The sequence below is a fragment of the Roseomonas populi genome, assembly GCF_024594815.1.
GTDB classification, from domain to species: Bacteria; Pseudomonadota; Alphaproteobacteria; order Acetobacterales; family Acetobacteraceae; genus Roseomonas; species Roseomonas populi.
This window is the reverse complement of the sequence record NZ_JANJOU010000040.1, coordinates 1-18,311: the sequence shown is the minus strand read 5'-3', so window position 1 is coordinate 18,311 and position 18,311 is coordinate 1. Positions and strand designations below refer to the sequence as shown.

Here is an 18,311-nt window from a genome sequence, read left to right as displayed (position 1 = left end):
GGTCCGGCTCGTGCTGGCGCCAGGGATCAGTCGAGACTGACGCCCACCTTGCGGATCAGTTCGCCAAGGCGCTGGCGGTCCCGCGCCACAAGGTCGCCGAAGGCCTTCCGGCCGGCAAAGCTCGGCAATCCGCCCTGCGCGAGATAGGTCTGCGGCAGGTCGGTACCGGTCATGGCGCCGCCGACGGCCGTTTCGAGCTTGTCGAGGACGGAGGGTGGGGTGGCAACGGGCGCGAAGAGGCCGACCCAGCCGACGGATTCGAAGCCGTGAAGCCCCGCCTCGTCCATCGTCGGGACGTCCGGCAGGGAGGGGTGGCGCTGCAGGCTGCTGATGGCCAGCACCTTCACCTGCCCCGCCTCATGCGCCCCGCGGAACAGGTTGTAGGTGTCGATCATCAGCTGGATGCGGCCCCCGACCAGGTCCTGCAGCGCCGGGGCCGAGCCGCGATAGGGAACGTGGACGATGTCCAGTCCCTCCCGCTGCTTGATCGCTTCCAGGCAGAGATGCGGGGATCCACCATTGCCGCCGGTTCCCATGTTCAGCTCACCCGGCCTGGCACGCGCCCTCGCCAGCAGCTCCTGCAGGCTGTTCACGCCGAGCGCGGGCGAGACCACCAGGACCAGGGGCGTGGAGATGAGCTGCGCGACGGGCGTGAGGTCGCGCTGCGTGTCAAAGGGCAGGCTGCGGTAGAGCGCGTGGTTGGCAGCCATCGGGCCGGTATTGCCGACGAGCAGGGTGTAGCCGTCGGCGGGCGCCTTGCAGGCCGCCTCCACCGCGAGATTCCCGTTGGCCCCGGGCCGGTTCTCCACCACGACGGGCTGGCCGAGGCGAGGCTGGAGGTGGGGCAGGAGGGGGCGTGCCGTCAGGTCCACCCCGCCCCCGGGCGGAAAGCCGACGAGCAGGCGGATGGGGCGGCTGGGATATTCCGCCTGCGCGAGGGCGGGGGTGGCCGCCAGGACGGCACCGGCGGTGAGAAGGCTGCGGCGATTCATCGGGTTGTTTCCTTTCTGAGGTCTGCCGTCAGGTGGCGGGCGCACCGGATGGCAACGGGCCAGTCCGAGTGTTCCCTACGCCGCCGTTCCAAGGCTGCCGGGCAGGAGTGCGGCGCCATGCCTGCCAAAGCTCAGCGCCACGGCGTCCCCCGAGGCAGGCGTGAACCCGGCAGAGGGGGAAACGACAAAGACCTCCCCGGACGGCGTGGCGACCGTGTACTCCATGACGCCACCCAGGTAGGCCGCCTTGGAGACCGTGCCCTCCAGCATGGCCGCGGGGTCCGCCGGCGTCAGCAGGGTGATCGCCTCCGGCCGCAGCGCCAGCTCCGCCGGCCCGTCCGGCAGGCCGCGATGGGGAAGGACCAGCCGTGCCTTGCCGATCGAGACCTCGGCATCCCGGTCGTCCAGGCGGCGCAGGCTTGCGGGAATGCGGTTCGCCTCCCCCACGAAGCCGGCCACGAAGGCGCTGGCGGGGCTGGCGTAAAGCTCCCGCGGGGTGCCCTCCTGCGCGATCACCGCCTGGTTCATGACGATGATCTTGTCGGAGATGGCCAGCGCCTCCGCCTGATCGTGCGTGACATAGACCACGGTGACGCCGAGGCGCTGCTGCAGGTCCCGGATCTCCTCCCGCATCTTGCGGCGCAGCCGCGCGTCGAGGTTGGAGAGGGGTTCGTCGAAGAGAAGGACGGAGGGTTCCAGCACCAGCGCACGCGCCACCGCCACGCGCTGCTGCTGCCCGCCCGAGAGCTCGGAGGGCAGCCGGGCCTCGAAGCCGGCCAGCCCCACGCTGTCCAGCGCGGCGCGGCCTGCCTCCATCGCCTCCCGCTTCGGGCGGCGCGAGACCGTCAGGCCGTAGCAGACATTCTCCAGCACCGTCATGTGCGGGAAGAGCGCGTAGGACTGAAACACCATGGAGACGTCGCGCTCGGCGGGCGGAAGGGCGGAGACGTCCCGGCCGCCAATCAGCACGCGCCCCTCGCTCGGGTATTCCAGCCCCGCGATCATCCGCAGCGTCGTCGTCTTGCCGCAGCCCGAGGGCCCGAGCAGGGTGCAGAGCGTTCCCGCCGGCACGGTGAAGGAGACGCCCCGCACGGCGACGCTTTCAGCACCAAAGCGCTTCCATACGCGCTCGAAGCGCACCTCCGCCGCGCGGCTCATGCCACGGCTCCCCCTGGTTGGACGCCCGGCGGCTGGATGCTTGGCGCCACCGCTGCCCGGCGGCCGATCCGCCGCCGCCCGACGATAAGCTGCGCCAGCCCGAGCATGACGATCATCAGCGCGATCAGCACCACGGCCACGGCGATGGCCAGCCCATAATCGCCGTTGATCACGCGGTTGACGATGAACACCGTGGCCAACTCCGTATCGGCCGTGACAAGGAAGATCACGGCCGAGATCGTGGTCATGGCCCGCACGAAGGCATAGACCAGCCCCGCCATGATCGCCGGGCGCAGCAGCGGCAGCACCACGCGCCGGAAAGCATCCGCCCCGCCGCCGCCGAGCGTATGGGAGGCCTCGTCCAGCGAGGGGTCGATCTGCGCCATGGCCGCCATGCCGGAACGAAGCCCGACCGGCAGGTTCCGGAACACGAAGCAGGCCACGATGATCGCGCCCGTCCCCGCCAGCTCCAGCGGCGGCAGGTTGAAGGCGCGGAGATAGGCCACGCCGATCACGGTGCCCGGCACGGCGAAGGTGAGCATGGTCGCGAATTCCAGCGCGCCCCGGCCCGCGAAGCGCGTGCGGGAGAAGAGCCAGGCGGAAACGATGCCCAGCGCCGCCGTGATCGGGGCCGAGATGGCAGCCAGGGTGACCGTGGTGATCACGCTGTTCCAGGCGAGGCCGGTGAGCTGACCGCCGCTGATCTCGAAGGCCTTGATCATGTGGCGCAGCGTTGGCGTGTGGTCGCGCCCCCAGATCTCCACGAAGCCGCCGGAGATGGCGAGCACGTAGAGCGCGACCGTCAGCCCCGCCCAGGGGAGCGCGACCGCGAGGCAGAGGCGGCGCACCCCGGCGGGCAGCGGCGGCGCCAGCCCGGCATCGCCCTTGCCGCCGATGGAGACATAGGACTTTCGCGCCGTCAGGCGGCGCTGGAGGAAGAAGGCGCCGAGCGCCATGGCGAGCAGGACGAGGGAGAGCGTGGCCGCCCGCCCGGCATCTGCCTGCGCGCCCACCACGGCGAAGAAGATCTCGGTCGCCAGCACGCCGAACTGGCCGCCCAGCACGATCGGATTGCCGAAATCCGCCATGCTCTCCACGAAGCCGAGCAGGAAGGCATTGGCGAGGCCCGGGCGCAGCAGCGGCAGGGTGACGGTGCGGAAGGTGTCGCGCGGCGTGGCCCGCAGGGTGGAGGAGGCCTCCTCCAGCGTCGGCGACAGCCCTTCCACCACGCCGATCAGCACGAGGAAGGCGATGGGCGTGAAGGCGAAGAGCTGCGCGAGCAGAACGCCCGGCAGCCCGTAAATCCAGCGCCCCAGTTCCACCCCGAACCAGGAGGAGGCGGCGAGGGAGACGATGCCGGAGCGCCCGAAGATCAGGATCAGCCCGAGGCCGAGAATGAAGGGCGGCGTCACGATCGGCAGCACGGTGAGCCAGCGCAGCGGACGGCCGAGCCGCAGCCGCCCGCGCACCACCAGAAGCGCGAAGGCGAGGCCGAGGGCGGTGGTGCCCGCCCCGACCAGCGCGCCCAGAAGCAGGGTGTTCCACACCACCCCGCAGCGCGGCGCCCCGGCGAGGCAGCCAAGGCTCCAGAGGCGGTCATCCGCCAACCGGCTGAACAGCGCGCCCGCCGCCAGCGCGCCGCCCGCATCGCGGAAGGCATCGCCCAGCAGCAGGACCAGCGGCATCGCCGTGAAGACCGCGATCGCCAGCGCGATGCAGACGGCCACGGTGGCGGTGAAGGCATCCCCGCGAAAGGCACCGCGCCCGGCCAGCCCGGCGGCGAACAGCACTGCCAGCGCCGCCGGCACCATCGCCCCGCCCCAGCCCACGCCGAACTGCCGGTCCTCCATCGGGCCGAAGAGCGCTTCCAGCCACGGGGCGGACCAGCCCTGGACGCCGATGGCGTAGCCCTGCGCGACCAGCAGCCCCAGGCCGAGCCCGCCGGCGAGCAGGAAGAACCAGGCCCGTGCCGGGCGCGGAAGCGGCAGCAGCGCCGCCAGAAGCCCGATGGCGGGCGCCAGCAGCGCCGGAAGGAGCCACCAGCGCCCCTGCGCCAGCACCTGCCCGGCCCCCGGCCCGAAATCGGGGTCGGAGAGCCAGGCCAGGCCCGCCAGCGGCGCGGCCGCGATGCCGTCATGCGTCAGGTACCAGGGCAGCAGCAGCGCCGCCGCGAGGGCGAGAAGGCTGCTCCAGAGGCCGGCGGCGCGCATCCCGGGATCAGCGCGGCAGGGTGTTCACCTCGCGGTCCCAGCGCTCGATCAGGCGGCGGCGCTCCGCGGAGGCGCCGTAGCGGGCGAAGTCGTAGTCGATCAGCCGGATCTGCGACATCTGCGGTGCCTCGGCCGGAACCGGGGTGGCGCGGTTGGACGGGGTCTGGAACTGCTTCGTCTCCGCGCCAAGCTGCTGCGCGGCCGGGGTCAGCGCCCAGTCGTAGAAGCGCTGCGCGTTCCGCAGGTTCCGTGCGCCGCGGATGATGGACATGGAGCCCACCTCGTAGCCCGAGCCCTCGCAGGGCACGGCGCTGGATACGGGAAAGCCGCCGAGCCGCTCCGTCACGGCATCATGCACGAAGGAGATGGACACCCCCGTCTCCCCGCGCGCGACGGACTTGATGGGGCCGGTGCCCTGGCGGGGATAAGCGTTGATGTTGCGGTGCAGGGCCTTGAGATAGTCGAAAGCCTGCTCCTCCCCCATCAGCTGCACGATGGTCGCGATCATCACATAGGCCGTGCCCGAGGATTGCGGGTTCGCCATCTGGATCTCGTTGCGGAAACGCGGCTCCAGCAGGTCCTTCCAGCAGGCGGGCGCCGCGATGTTGCGGCGGGCCAGCAGCTCCGTGTTGAAGCCGAAGCCCAGTGCGCCGGCATAGATGCCGACCGTGCGGTAGTGGCTGTCCCGCGCCTGCTTCTGCGCCCAGTCGTGCAATTGGTCGAGCGCGGCAGAGCGGTACTCGGCCGAGAGGTTCTCCTCCGCCGCCTGGAGGTGCGGGTCGCCCGTGCCGCCGAACCAGAGGTCGCCGCGCGGGTTTTGCGCCTCCGCCCGGATCTGGGCCAGCACCTCGCCCGAGCCCTTCTGCGAGACGGAGACGCGGATGCCCGTCTCGCGCCCGAAGGCATTGGCGGCGGCCTGGCACCACTCCACCTGCACGGAGCAGTAGAGGTTCAGCGAGCCCTGGGCCCGGGCGGCGCCGGAGGCCGCAAGGGCGGTGGCCGCGATAACGGCGGCCTGGACAACGCGGAGCAGCATGTGACCCGTTCCCTCACGGCGGGCTGGCCCCGCCTGTCATTGGGATGCAACTTATCTGTCACATAATCAATCCGGCGGTTCAGCCGGCCAGCAGCTTCACCCGCGTCGCGTCCAGCGCCAGGGCCGCGCGCCCGCCGACCTGGAGGTGCCCTTCCCCGCCCGTGTGCGGCACGTCCACCAGCACCTCCGCCCCGCCGACGCGCACGCCGTAGCGCATGCTGGCGCCCAGGAACTCCCGGTGCGCCACCTCGCCCTCGATCAGCCGGCGTCCGGCCGGATCGCTGCCGGGCGGCAGGAGGGAGACGTCCTGCGGGCGGAACATCAGCCTTGCGCCCTCCGGCACGGCCAGCCCGGGCGGCAGTGGGATGCGGGTGCCGCCGGCCACCTCGAAGGCGGCGGCACCACCCTCGCGCAGCACGGTGCCCGGCACGATGTTCGCGGTTCCGAGGAAGCCGGCAACGAACAGGTTGGCCGGATGATCGTAAAGCTCCATGGGCGTGCCGACCTGCTGCACCGCGCCCTCGTTCATCACCGCGATCCGGTCGCAGACCGTATTGGCCTCCTCCTGGTCATGGGTGACGAAGACCGTGGTCAGGCGAAGGCTCTGCTGAAGGTCCCGCAACTCCCGCCGCACCTGCACGCGCAGCCGGGCATCGAGGTTCGAGAGAGGTTCGTCCAGCAGCAACACCTGCGGGCGCACCGCGACGGTGCGGGCGAGCGCCACGCGCTGCTGCTGCCCGCCGGAAAGCTGCGCCGGGCGCCGATCACCCATGCCATCCAGCCCCACCAGCCGCAGCGCGGCCTCCACCCGGGTCGCGATCTCCGCCCGGGGCAGGCGCCGCTCCTCCAACCCGAAGGCGACGTTGCGGCGAACCGTCATGTGGGGCCAGAGCGCGTAGGACTGGAACACCATGCCCACGTCGCGCTTCCAGGGCGGCAGGGCGGAGACATCCTTGCCGCCGACCAGCACGCGGCCGCGCTGTGCCGCGTTGAAGCCGGCGATGAGGCGCAGCAGCGTGGTCTTGCCGCAGCCGGAAGGGCCGAGGAAGGCGAAGAACTCGCCGGGGCGGATTTCCAGGTTCACGTCCTTCAGCACGCGGGTGGCGCCGTAGGACAGGTCCACCCCCTCCACGCGGATGCCGGCCGGCTCGCGGGCCAGAAGCTCGCTCATGGGGATTTCCTCCCGCCACCGCGCTCGGCGACCAGATGGGACAGTAGGGTGGAGACGCCCACGATGACCACGGCGATGATCCCGAGCGCGGCCCCGGCACCGCGCCCGGCGGGCGACTGCATGAAGACGTAGAGCCCGTAGGCGAGCGGCGCGTCGCCGCTGGACTGGACGAGCATGAGGGTGGCCGACAGCTCCACCGCCGCCGTGGCGAAGGAGGTGATGAAGCCGGCCGCCAGCCCGCCCGCCATCAGGGGCAGCACGATGCGCCTGATCACGCGCAGCCGGCGCGCACCAAGGTTCTCGGCCGCCTCCTCCAGGCTGGCGGAGACCTGCTGCAGGGCAGCCGTACAGGCCCGCAGCGCGTAGGGCAGCCGCCGCACGGCAAGCGCGAGCACGATGATCCCCCAGAAGGAAGCGAGCGAGCGCCCATCCGGCAGGGTGACGCCGAAGAAGGTGCGGAGATAGCCGATGCCCAGCACCAGCCCGGGCACGGCCAGAGCGGACATGGCCAGGTAGTCCAGCCAGCGCGCCCCGGCGATGCGCCCGCGCAGCACGAGCAGGGCGATGGTGGTGCCGAGAACCACGTCGATCAGCCCGGCCAGCCCCGCATAGATCAGCGTGTTGGTGATGTACTGGGAGCTCTCCGCGAAGACGCGGGCGTAGTGGGCGATGGTGTAGCCGTCCGGCAGCGGCGCGAAGGACCAGACCGTAGCGAGGGAGAGCAGCAGCAGGCCGAGATGCGGCGCCAGCACCAGGGCGAGGATGAGGAAGATGACAGCATAGGCGGCCACCGCCTGTCCGCGGGACATGCGCCGCCGGGCCAGGCCGCCGCCGCCGCGCTGCACCGTGGCGTAGTCCTTCCCGCGCAGGGCCAGAGACGACACCCAGAGCGACAGGACGGAGAAGAGGATCAGCACGACGGATATGACGTACCCGATCGGGTCCTCCAGCCCCACCGAGGTGATCCGGAGATAGGCCTGGGGCGCCAGCATCTCCCGCACGTTCAGCAGCAGGGGCGTGGCGAGGTCATCGAAGACCTTGATGAAGACGAGGCTGGCGCCGGCGACATAGCCGGGCATGGCCAGCGGCAGCACGATGCGGCGGAACAGGCGGAAGCCGTGCGCGCCCAGGTTCTGCGCGCTCTCCTCCATCGCCCGGTCGATGTTCTTCAGGCTGGCGACGAGGTTCAGCAGGATGAAGGGGAAGTAGTGGACGGACTGGACGAAGATGACTCCGTTCAGCCCTTCCATGAAGGGGATGTTGATGTCGAAAAGGTCGCCCAGCAGCAGGTTCACCGTGCCGCTGCGCCCGAACAGCAGGCCCATGGCGACCGCCCCGGCGAAGGGCGGCATGATGAGCGGCAGCACGCCGAGCGTTTGCACGAGGATGGCACCGCGGAACTCGAAGCGCGTGGTGAAGTAGGCGAGCGGCAGGGCGATGAGGCTCGCCACCACCACCGACATCAGAGAGACGTAGAGCGAGTTCAGGAAGCTCGTCGTGAACAGGTCGTTGGAGAGGAAGTCGCCGAAATGGGCGAGGGTGAAGCCGCCCGTCGCCCGGTCCTGGAAGGCGACGGTCACGACCGTGAGGACGGGCACCACCAGGAAGGCGAGCAGGAACAACGCCACCAGCGCGAAGGCCACCGCCTCCCCCGGGCGGCTGGGCAGGAAGCGTCGCATCCCAGGGCTGGCCGGCGCCGCGACGCCGAGGGTGCCGGCGGGCGTGTCCGACAAGCTCAGCCTGCCGCCCGGGCGGCCTCGGCGGCCTTGGCGGCGGCCGCCTGATACTTCTCCCGCGCGAAGGCGGCCCAGCGCTGCTCCAGCTCGGCCTGGCGCGGGCTGCCGGCGCGGCCGGTGAAGGCCCCCGTCACCTCGTCCGAGGCGGCCTCGGCCTGGGTCACCGGCATGGCATCGATCAGGGAGCGCGCCTCGGCCAGCAGCGCGCGGGCGGCGGCGTTGTCGCGCCGGGCCAGACGCGTCTCCACCTCGCCGATCGCCTTGGTGGCCCGCTTCAGCGCATCGAGGTTGGTGCCGATAGTCTGGTCATAGAGGGAATCCACCACGGCATAGCGCTTGCCCGATTCCACTACGTCGAAATGCAGGCTCGGCATGCCGATGGAGCCGGTGAAGGGATTGGGATAGCCCTGCGGCGCCTTGGCATAGACGGCGGGGTTGACCGGCAGGCGGCGGATAGTCGGTTCCAGCAGGATTTCCTGCCCCTGGGGCGAGAGCAGAAAGTCGATGAAGGCCCTCGCCCCAGCGGGGTTCGGCGCGTTCTTCACGACCGCGATGTTGGCCGGCACCACCGTGGTGACGGAGGGATAGACGAACTTCACCGGGAACCCCGCGCCCTGGGCGGAGAAGGCGAAGAAGTCGATGACGATGCCGATGCCGACCTGGCCGGAGTTAACCGCATCCGGCACCCCGAAGGAGCGCTCGGTGATCTGGCGGAGGTTGCCGGAGAAGCCCTTCACCGTGCCCCAGCCCTTCTCCCACCCCTCGCCCTGGAGAATCGTCTCGATCGTCAGGTGGGTGGTGCCGGAACGCGACGGCGCGGTGATGATGACGTGGTCGTGGTAGACGGGCCTGGCGAGGTCGGACCACTCCTTCGGCTCGGGTAGGCGGTTCGCGCGCATGTAGCGCTCATTCCACATGATGCCGTAGCCGGAGGCCGCAAAGCCGGTCACGAAGCCATCCGGATCGTTGATCGTGTAGGGGCCGATCCGCTCGGGGATCCCCTGCGCAGTCGGGCGGTAGGCCTCCAGCAGGCCCGCGCTCTTCAGCACCTCGAAGGCGTCGGGCGCAGAGGCCCAGAACAGGTCCACGGCGTTGTTGGAGCGCGTCTCCTGGACGAAGCGCACGCCGGCGGTGGTGTTACGGTTCTGGATGTCGAGAGTCATGCCGGGCCGCGCGGCCTCGAAGGCGCGCTTGAAGGGGCCCGTCACGTCGTTGGAGAAGGAGGTGACGACGCTCACCTTGCCAGCCCCCGCGGGCGTCTGCGCGCGGGCGGCACCGGCGGCGAAGACGGCAAGGGCGCCCAGGGCACGGCGGCCCAGCACGGTCCCTCCGGGACGCGCAAGGACAGAACGCATCACTCCCTCCATTGCTTTTATTTTATGAACTTTCTTCTCGGTCAGTCTGTGGAAGCTGACAACCCCCCATGGCTCATCCCCGCCCGAAGTCCACGATCTAAAGGGGATTCCGCAACACTTGATGAGGAAGGTTCCACATTAGCCCGTGCATCCCCCGCCGAATGGCGCTTAGATGACGGAACCTTCGCCAAGGAGGCCGCACTGGACGTTCTGCGCTTGCTGATCGAATTAGCGGGAGAGGCCGCGCTTCTCCTCTTCGGGCTCCACCTGGTGCAGCGCGGGGTACAGCGCGCCTTCGGGCCGGACCTCCGCCGCATTGTCCGCGTGGCCCTGGGATCCCGCCTGCGCGCCTTCCTTGCTGGGCTCGGCGTCACGGCCGCCCTCCAGAGCAGCACCGCCGCCGCCCTCATGGTGGGTGGCCTGGCAGCCACGGGCACGCTGGGGTTGGAGCCGGCGCTAGCGGCCATGCTCGGCGCCAACGTCGGCACCGCGCTGATCGTCCAACTGCTGTCCTTCGACGTGCGCGCGGTCTTCCCCGCCCTGCTTCTACTGGGCTGGGCCGCCTATCGCCGGCCCTCCACCCGCCAGAAGGAGGGCGGGCGCGCTGTGATGGGCCTCGGGCTCATGCTCGCCGCCCTGCACCTCATGCTGGACAGCATGGCGCCTCTCCAGTCCTCCCCGGCCTTCCGGGAGGTGCTGCACCTCCTGGCCGGCTATCCGCTGCTCAACCTCGTCGCTGCCGCTCTCCTCGCCTGGGCGATGCACTCCTCGGTCGCGGCGGTCCTGCTCATCGGCTCGCTGGCCGGCGCGGGCGTGCTCGGGCCGCAGGCTGCCGTGGCCATGGTGGTGGGGGCGAATCTCGGCAGTGCCGTGACCCCTGTCCTGGCCGCCCGAAACGACGCGCAGGATCTCTCCCGCCTACGCATGCCGCTGGGCAACCTCGTGAACCGTCTCGCCGGCGCGCTTCTCGCCCTCGCCCTGATCGGCCCCCTGACAGAAGCCTTGCGGGCGCTGGACCCCACCCCCGTGCGGCTGGTCGCAAACGCCCATCTCGGCTTCAACCTGATCCTCGCGCTTGCGACCCTGCCCTTCCTCGGCCCCTTCGCCCGCCTGCTCACGCGGCTGCTGCCGGAGCCCCCGGCCGCCGCCGACGCCGCCGCGCCCCGCTACCTGGACCCGGAGGCCGTCTCCACCCCCGTTGTCGCGCTGGCCAACGCCTCCCGCGAGGTGCTCCGCATCGCGGACGAGGTGGAGGCCATGCTGCGCGACGCGGCCGCCGCGCTCCGTCGCGCCGACATCGAACGGGCCCGCGCCACCTCCCGCCGAGACGACGTGGTGGACGGGCTGCACCGCGCGGTTCACGCCTATCTGGCCGCCCTGCCGCGCGAATCCCTCACCCCCGCCGAGGCGATCCGGCTGGAGGAGATCCGCGACGCGGCCATCATCCTCGAGCATGTCGGCGACATGGTGGAGCGTGGGCTGGCGCGCCACGCCACCCGCGCCGCCCGACGCGGAACCGCCCTTCCGCCCGCCCTGGCGGAGGAGCTGGCGGAGCTCCATGGACGGGCCATCGGGCAGCTTCGCCTCGCCATCGCGGTGTTCATGGACCATGATCCCACCGCCGCCCGGCAGCTCGTGGTGGAGAAGGAATCCTGGCGCCTGGCCGAGCGCGCGGCGGCCAACCGCCTGGGCCTCAGTGCCGATGACAACTCCGCCGCCACGGCCCGCCTTGCCCTCGACGTCACCCGGGACTTGAAGGGCATTGCGGGGCATCTGGCCGCGATCGCTCACCCGCTGCTGGAGCGGGAGGGCGTTCTTCGCGTGAGCCGCCTGCGGCCGGTGCCGGCGGCCTGATCGGGGTGAGAGAAGCACTCTTCCTTGGCCTGCACATGTCGTACCCCGGCGCAGATGGGAGGATCGCAGGAAGGACTTCACCTAGGTGAGGTTGGGATCGCGCTCTTCCATGTGTTTGCCCTGCATTCGCCGCGGGCACCTTGGTACTTCGAGAGGGCAATGAGTGCTGCTTCCTCTCTTCGGAGAGCGACTTGTCTCCGAAGCTGGAGCCCCGGGTGGTTTAGAGCATCTAACGAAACCTGCTGCTGAGCGTCCTGAGGGGCATGGCGAAGCCCCTGGTTCCGGACGGTTCATGGGCGGTTGTTGAGCCGCTGTTGCCCCCGCGTTGTCGTGGAGCAGCACGCCGCCCCCTCACGAAGGGCATAGCCCCTGCGATCAGCGGGGCGGCGCCGGGGGCACATCGGAGAGCGCTCGCGAGATCACCCGAAACGCGCGCCGTGATGTCCCGAGCGCTACCGAGTGGACGTGGACGAACGATCTGCCGGATCGTAGGTCGTCGTGTGCGGAATGCTGAAGCTGTTTGCCGGATTCCCGCCGCCCGAGGCGCCCTTCTCCAGGAACCAGCTGAGCGGTGCCGCGAGGACCAGGGCGAGGATGGCGAGACCAGCGATCACGATCGCGGACGAGTTCATGCTTTTCATGCTTGCCTCCTACGTTCCGGGGTTCGGCACCCTGGATGATCCATCCGGGCCGGCGCTGCCCTAACCCAGGCGAGTGGACCATCTGTTTTCCGGTCACCTCCGGGTGACCTCGTGCAGCACGGCCCTTCCTTCTCTCGGGGATGCCGGCCAGGCTTCGCGCCCTGTCGGGCATGCCGAAGCACCCAACCGAAACGAGATCGCACATGGCCGGTTAGCCCTCCGGCGGCATCCGCCCGAGGTGGAGAAAAGCATGATCATGGAGACGCGCGCCGAACGTCGCCTGGACGCGCTGAGCTTCTTCGTGTCCGATGCGCGCTACGGCCTGGGCGCCTTTCTCGGCGTGTACCTGATCACGGAGCACGGTTGGGACGCGGGGACCATCGGCGCCGCGCTCTCCATCGGCGGACTGACCGGCCTGGTGTCGCAGGCCCCCATGGGGGCTCTGGTGGATGCCATCCGCGCCAAGCGCGCCCTGATCGCCTGCGCAACCGTGCTCGTCACGGCCACCTGCCTCGTCATCCCGCTCGCGCCGCGCTTCTGGCCGGTAGCGCTGGCCGGGGTGGTCGGGGCCCTGGCCGGCGTGACCATTGGGCCCACGCTGTCCGCCATCTCCCTCGGCGTGGTCGGGCCGCGGCGCTTCGCCCGGCGCGCCGGGCGCAACGAGGCCTTGTTTCATCTCGGGGACGGCGCGATCTGCCTTGCCATCCTGCTCACCGCGCCCCTCTTCGGCAGCGCCGTGCTGTTCTGGAGCATGGGCTTCACCATGGTGGCGAGCGTGCTGGCCGCCGCCGCCGTGCCCGGCCGAGCCATCGATCACTCCATCGCGCGCGGCCTGCTGCCCGGCGCCGTGCCGGTTCCCGGGCCGTCCGCCTGGCGCCTAATGCTCGGCTCCCGCCCGCTCCTTGCCTTTGCCCTCTGCGGTGCCCTGTTCCACCTCGCCAACGCGTCCATGCTCGGCCTGGTCTCGCAGAAGCTCGCGCTGGCGAATCTCGGGCAGGGGATCACCCTGGCCGCGGCCTCTGCCATCGCCGCCCAGTCGGTGATGGTGCCCATCGCGGCGCTGGCGGGCGCGCGCGCGGATGCCTGGGGAAGGCGGCCGCTGCTGCTGGCCGCCTTCGTCGCGCTCGCACTGCGCGGGGCGCTTTACACCTTATCCGACAACACCGCCTGGCTGATCACCGTGCAGCTTCTGGATGGGGTGGGCGCGGGGCTGATCGGCGCGCTCTTCCCGGTGGTGGTCGCGGATCTCACCCGGGGAAGCGGGCATTTCGCGGCGGCACAGGGCGTGGTGGGCACGGTGCACGGCATCGGGGGCGTGCTCAGTGCGGGGATCGCGGGGCAGATGGTGGTTCAGGTCGGCTACGACGCTACCTTCCTGGCCCTGGCCGCGGTTGCAGCGCTGGGCGGTGCGCTGTTCTGGCTGGTCATGCCGGAGACGCGCGGCTTCGAGGCGCGCGGGATGGCGCAACGCTGAGGCCCGCGCCGCCTTCCGGCGCCGCGGGACGGGCTGGCCGGCTCGCCCTTCCTCAGTCGCGCGCGGCCATGGCCTGGGGCTCGACCACGAAGCGGTCCTCGCGCCGCCACCAGCCCGGCTCCTGCGCGACCGGCGCCTCGAAGCGTTCCCCCCGGGCGAGCGCACGAACCGCTTGGGCGATCGGCATCGGCCGGGGCGGCGAATGGCGCACGTCGAAGATTCCCGGCTCATACCGGCCGTTGCGCTGGCGCAGGAGGGAGCACCAGTCCATCGCGCCGAAGATCGACCAGACGGTGACGGCCCGCAGGTCCGCGCCCTCCTGCCTCAGCCGGGTCGCGGCGTTCCACACCTCCAGCAGCCAGCGGACGCACTCCTCGGGCTCGCGGCAGCCGAGATGCGCCTCCGTGACGGCCACGGGCAGCCGGTACCGCTCCCACGCCTCGCGCAGCCGCGCCTCGGGACCGATATGGATGTCCGGCGGCAGCGGCACCCGAACGGCCTCCATGTCCGCGTAGACGAGATCGCCGTTCCCACCGACGGTGTGCTGCGGATAGAGCGTGACGCGATGGTCCAGGAAGCGGTCGCTCGTGACGTAGTGGTTGATGCCCACGATGTCCGGCGGGCAGGGCTCGGCCACCAGCTCGTCCAGTTGCGCCTGCGGCACGCCCTCGGCCAGCATGATCGCATACCAGGGGTGGTGCCGGTCCACACGGCCGCAGAGCAGGTCCAGGCTAAGCCAGCGCCGCTCGTTCTCGTGCGCCGCCTGGCCTGCCAGAGGCTTCGTGGAGAAGACGCGGCCGAGATCCTCCGTCTGCACCAGCCGTGCAGCCGGATTGACCCGGCGGATGGCCCGCATCGCCAGGGCAGTGCCCCGGCACTCGTTCATCAGCGAGACAAGGAAGCTGTGCATCCCCTGCCCATGCGGGAACCAATGCCCGTAGAGGCCGGAGAAGCGCGCCGTGGTCAGCGGCTCGTTCACCGGGGTCCAGTCCTGCACCCAGGGATAGCGGGCCGCCACCTGCGCCGCGTAGGCGGCCAGCTTCTCCGGGAATTCCCGGTCCAGCAGGCTTGTATAAGAGGGGCCGGAGCCGTGATGCACGAGGCCGACGATGGGGTCGCAGCCGAGTTCGCGCAGCCGCGCAAGGCGGGCATCGGACCAGCTCCAATCCGTGCGGGAGGGGTCGTCCGGCGCGACCCTCTCCCAGAGGACGGGGTAGCGCAGCTTGCGGATCCCGAGACCGGCGATGAGGTTCAGGTCGTCCGCGCGGTCGTGGTGGCCGGTCTCCCGGGTCTGGTCCCGCCACTCATCCCCGACGCGCAGGACGGTGCACTCCACACCCCCCCACAGTTCCAGCATGCTCATGGGTCTCCGTGTCCCGCCCAGCCTGTGGGAGCCGGTGCCCGCACCGCACCCTCCGGCGTAGCGCTGACAGGAAAACTTCGTTTCTGATTATATGTTAATGTCTCCAGATTTACTCCAAAAATTCCAGTCATTCAGATATGTTAAAGACAAACATGAGTTAGTCCTCCCTCTAGGCCAGCATTGTTCTTCTCCCGTCACGCGGGAGGGATAGAAGGGCCGGGAACTTCGTCGCGGCCGCTGCGTCAAGACCGGGACAGAAGGGTGGGGAAATGGCATTTCGTACAGGACAGCTTCCATGAGGGTGATCATGCTGCCCTGCGTGGAGGGCGGCATCGGCCATGTCTCCCGGACGGCGACCCTGGCCCGTGCCCTGAAGCGCGCGGATCCCTCCATCCAGGTCGAGTACGTGATCGACACCGTCCGGCTGCGGCCACCCAACGTCGAGATGACGATGCGGATGGGCTACCAGCCCCGCCTGCTGCCCCCGATCACCCGGCAGAACCGCAACGCCGTCACCATGGCCTGCTTCGGGGATGCGGACGTCATCGTGGACGACACGGCGCGCTACCTGTTCCCGCTGCGCGCCTGCGTCCCGCGGGCCGCTTGGGTCTCCATTCCCATTCCGCCCGTGGGCGACGAGCTCTTCGGCGACTGGCCGATGATGCGGCAGATGGATGCCATCATCTGGGCCTATGCCCCCCTCGTCGCCCGGCCGGAGGAGATGTCGCTGGTCGAGGACCTGATCACGGCGACCGGCCCCTTCCTGGACCTGGCCGCGGTTCCGGGCCGGGACGAGGCGCGGGCGGGCCTCGGCGCGGAGCCGGGAAGCCCCATGATCCTCTACGCGGTCCGGAACTTCCCCTTCACCAGGGAATTCGGCATCCGCGTCCTCAGCAGCGTCTACCGGGCGGCGGAGCGGCTGCAGGGGAGCACCCATCCCGGGCTGCGGCTGCACCTCCTGGCCGTACATGACCGGGAGGAGCTGCGGGGCATCCTTGGGCTGGAGGCCTTTCCGGACTGGGTGAGGCTGGAAGGCGTGGTGCCCCAGGCCGAGGCCCTCCGGCACATCAGCGCGGCCGACATCGTCATCGGCGAGGGGACGAGCACGATGCACGAGGCCGCCGCCCTCGGCACGCCCATGGTGCTCGTGCCCGGCCCCATTTCGGAGACGCTGCTGCTCGGCGAGGCCCTGGGGCGCCACGGGGCCGCGCACAGCTTCCTCCCGGACGCCGTCAGCCCGGAGGCGCTGGAAGGGGCCTTCCTCGCCGTGCTCGGCAAGCCCGGCGAGACCTCGGCCATGCGCGACCGGGCGAAGGCCCTCGTCACCGGCGGGGGCGGCGTGGACGCCGCCGCCCGGATCATCCTCGAGATCGGTGCGAAGCGTCGCGCCGCCACAGCCTGACAAGGCCCCGATGCAGCACAGCCCCGACGACGCCCGCACCGCCTACCGGAACTTCACTGAAGGCGGCAGCCCCGGCCCGGCCCCTGCCCCCATTGGCACCGCGCCGGAGCTGACGTTCCGGCCAGGCCTCTTCCGCAGCTTCTTCCTCGGCGGGTTCGAGTGCTCCACCCACCGCCGCCGGGACGGGCAGCGGCTGGACCTGCTCCGGAGCACGCGGCACGACGCCCTCGTCGCCGCGGACTACCGGCAGCTGGCCGGCCTTGGGATCCGCTCCGTGCGCGACGGCGTGCGCTGGCACCTGATCGAGACCGCACCCGGGCACTACGACTGGTCCTCCGCCCTGCCCGCGATACGGGCGGCGCGGGAGACGGGGACCCAGGTGGCCTGGGACCTCTGCCACTACGGCTGGCCCGACGGGCTGGACGTCTATTCCGCGGCCTTCGTGGAGCGTTTCGCAGGGTATTCCCGCGCCTTCGCCCGGCTGCACCTGGAGGAGACCGGCGAGGCCTCCATGGTGTGCCCGGTGAACGAGATCTCCTTCTTCGCCTGGGCCGGCGGTGAGGCCGGGCTGATGAACCCGGGCGACACCGACCCGGAGCGCGCCGGCGAGCTGAAGCGCCAGCTGGTGCGCGCCGCCCTGGCCGGCACGCGCGCCGTGCGGGAGGCAGCGCCGGGCGCGCGCATCCTGGCGATCGACCCGATCATCAGCATCGTCCCGCGCCCGGGCCAGGATCCCACGGATGCGGAGGGCCGCAACGAGGGGCAGTTCCATGCCTGGGACATGATCGCTGGCCGCCTGGCGCCCGAGCTGGGCGGCTCGCCCGACATGCTCGATGTTCTCGGCGTCAACTACTACTGGAACAACCAGTGGCTCCATGGCGGCCTGCGCGAACCGCTGCTGCCCGGCGATCCCCGGCACACGCCGCTCCACGACCTGCTGGTGGCGGCCCATGCGCGCTATGGCCGGCCCATTTTCATGGCCGAAACAAGCATCGAGGGCGAGGAGCGCGCGCCCTGGTTCCGCTACGTCGGAGAGGAGGTGCGCGCCGCCATGCGCGCCGGCGTGCCGATGGAGGGGATCTGCCTCTATCCCGTCCTCTCCCATCCCGGCTGGGACGACGACCGCTACTGCCCGAACGGCCTGCTGGAGCTTCAGGACAGGGGGGAGATCCGGTCCGTCCACGAGCCGCTGGCCGCGGAACTTGCCAGCCAGCGCCTGCTGTTCCGTGCGCTCTGCGGAGCATCGTGAAGGATGCGGCCAGAGCAGCGCGTCGCGCTTCCTCATCACGCAGCGTTCATCACCACGGTACCAATAGGAGCGAGTGACGCAACGGCTGGTCCCGCAGTTGCGGCCCTGGATTCGAAGTGGCGGAACGCCGGGCCTTCCTCTTCTCCTCTGCATGTCGCACCTGCCCTGGGATCTGGTGCTGCAACATCCACAACACCCGCCACTCGCGCGCCACGCGCGAATGGCGGGTGAGCCTGCTGCTCCTGGCCGGAATACTGATCTGGCGGGCTATGGAGGCTGGCGCAGCCTCCATAGCCCGAAGATGGACCGGAGGTCAGGAGCGTGCTCCGACCCAGAGAATCTTCGCGCCCAGTCCCTATCGCTGCTCCAAGTTCTCCAATGAATCCAGAAAGTTTGGTCCGCTTTTCCGTATGTTTCCGGTATGGCTGACCTTTGAGCTGCTGAGCCGTGCGCGGGCAGTCTGGCCTGGGCGGTCATGAGCATGATGTCGTCGAGATCGGACCGTTCGACAGAGCCCTGACGAGAGTGGGCCCGGGTGACGCAGTGGAGTGCTCCCCATTAAACCGGACAGGTGACTGGGGTGGACGACTGGCGGGCGATGAACTCACGGGGTGAGAGCATGCGCAAGCCGGAGTGAGGATGGGCGGCGTTGTAATCCTCAAACCAGGCA

13 protein-coding genes are annotated in these 18,311 nt (G+C 70.3%); 4 read left to right on the top strand and 9 right to left on the bottom strand.

The window, feature by feature from the left end; genetic code table 11:
• Positions 1 to 26: 26 nt before the first annotated feature.
• The 7 genes from NRP21_RS27065 to NRP21_RS27035 all read right to left on the bottom strand — a co-directional run bounded on the left by NRP21_RS27065 (position 27) and on the right by NRP21_RS27035 (position 9,658).
• Entirely contained in the window at positions 27 to 992 is a 966-nt protein-coding gene (locus tag NRP21_RS27065) for a Bug family tripartite tricarboxylate transporter substrate binding protein (RefSeq protein WP_257719364.1), read from the bottom strand.
• Between the two features lie 75 nt (positions 993 to 1,067).
• Entirely contained in the window at positions 1,068 to 2,150 is a 1,083-nt protein-coding gene (locus NRP21_RS27060) for an ABC transporter ATP-binding protein (protein ID WP_257719363.1), read from the bottom strand.
• Positions 2,147 to 4,360, bottom strand: coding sequence for an ABC transporter permease (locus tag NRP21_RS27055; RefSeq protein ID WP_257719362.1), 2,214 nt, complete (start codon positions 4,358 to 4,360; stop codon positions 2,147 to 2,149). Before NRP21_RS27055 ends, NRP21_RS27060 begins: the two co-directional genes overlap by 4 nt.
• A 7-nt stretch (positions 4,361 to 4,367) precedes the next feature.
• The gene (locus NRP21_RS27050; protein WP_257719361.1) at positions 4,368 to 5,396 is read right to left on the bottom strand and encodes an ABC transporter substrate-binding protein; all 1,029 of its coding nucleotides are present in this window, start codon (positions 5,394 to 5,396) and stop codon (positions 4,368 to 4,370) included.
• A 79-nt stretch (positions 5,397 to 5,475) separates the two neighbouring features.
• Positions 5,476 to 6,567 carry an ABC transporter ATP-binding protein gene (locus NRP21_RS27045; RefSeq protein WP_257719360.1) on the bottom strand — a complete coding sequence of 364 codons (1,092 nt, stop codon included), beginning with the start codon at positions 6,565 to 6,567 and terminating at the stop codon, positions 5,476 to 5,478.
• Entirely contained in the window at positions 6,564 to 8,300 is a 1,737-nt protein-coding gene (locus NRP21_RS27040) for an ABC transporter permease (RefSeq protein WP_257719359.1), read from the bottom strand. Before NRP21_RS27040 ends, NRP21_RS27045 begins: the two co-directional genes overlap by 4 nt.
• Before the next feature lie 2 nt (positions 8,301 to 8,302).
• A complete protein-coding gene (locus NRP21_RS27035) occupies positions 8,303 to 9,658 on the bottom strand; it encodes an ABC transporter substrate-binding protein (RefSeq protein ID WP_257719358.1) in 1,356 nt (451 codons plus the stop codon).
• Positions 9,659 to 9,874: 216 nt separating this feature from the next.
• On the opposite strand from NRP21_RS27035, the gene NRP21_RS27030 reads away from it, so the two are divergent.
• A complete protein-coding gene (locus NRP21_RS27030) occupies positions 9,875 to 11,512 on the top strand; it encodes a Na/Pi cotransporter family protein (RefSeq protein WP_257719357.1) in 1,638 nt (545 codons plus the stop codon).
• Between the two features lie 452 nt (positions 11,513 to 11,964).
• Here NRP21_RS27030 and NRP21_RS27025 read toward each other — a convergent pair whose 3' ends face one another.
• The gene (locus NRP21_RS27025) at positions 11,965 to 12,153 is read right to left on the bottom strand and encodes a hypothetical protein (RefSeq protein ID WP_257719356.1); all 189 of its coding nucleotides are present in this window, start codon (positions 12,151 to 12,153) and stop codon (positions 11,965 to 11,967) included.
• A 250-nt stretch (positions 12,154 to 12,403) separates the two neighbouring features.
• On the opposite strand from NRP21_RS27025, the gene NRP21_RS27020 reads away from it, so the two are divergent.
• Positions 12,404 to 13,627: an MFS transporter gene (locus NRP21_RS27020; protein ID WP_257719355.1), complete on the top strand. Its 1,224-nt coding sequence runs from the start codon at positions 12,404 to 12,406 to the stop codon at positions 13,625 to 13,627.
• A gap of 52 nt (positions 13,628 to 13,679) precedes the next feature.
• On the opposite strand, the gene NRP21_RS27015 is transcribed toward NRP21_RS27020, so the two are convergent.
• Positions 13,680 to 14,990, bottom strand: coding sequence for a family 1 glycosylhydrolase (locus NRP21_RS27015; protein ID WP_257719354.1), 1,311 nt, complete (start codon positions 14,988 to 14,990; stop codon positions 13,680 to 13,682).
• A 295-nt stretch (positions 14,991 to 15,285) separates the two neighbouring features.
• Here NRP21_RS27015 and NRP21_RS27010 point away from each other — a divergent pair, with 295 nt between their 5' ends.
• Positions 15,286 to 16,392 (top strand): glycosyltransferase family protein, encoded by a 1,107-nt coding sequence (locus NRP21_RS27010; RefSeq protein ID WP_257719353.1) that lies wholly within the window; start codon positions 15,286 to 15,288, stop codon positions 16,390 to 16,392.
• A gap of 10 nt (positions 16,393 to 16,402) precedes the next feature.
• Positions 16,403 to 17,641 carry a glycoside hydrolase family 1 protein gene (locus tag NRP21_RS27005; RefSeq protein WP_257719352.1) on the top strand — a complete coding sequence of 413 codons (1,239 nt, stop codon included), beginning with the start codon at positions 16,403 to 16,405 and terminating at the stop codon, positions 17,639 to 17,641.
• Positions 17,642 to 18,311: the final 670 nt, after the last annotated feature.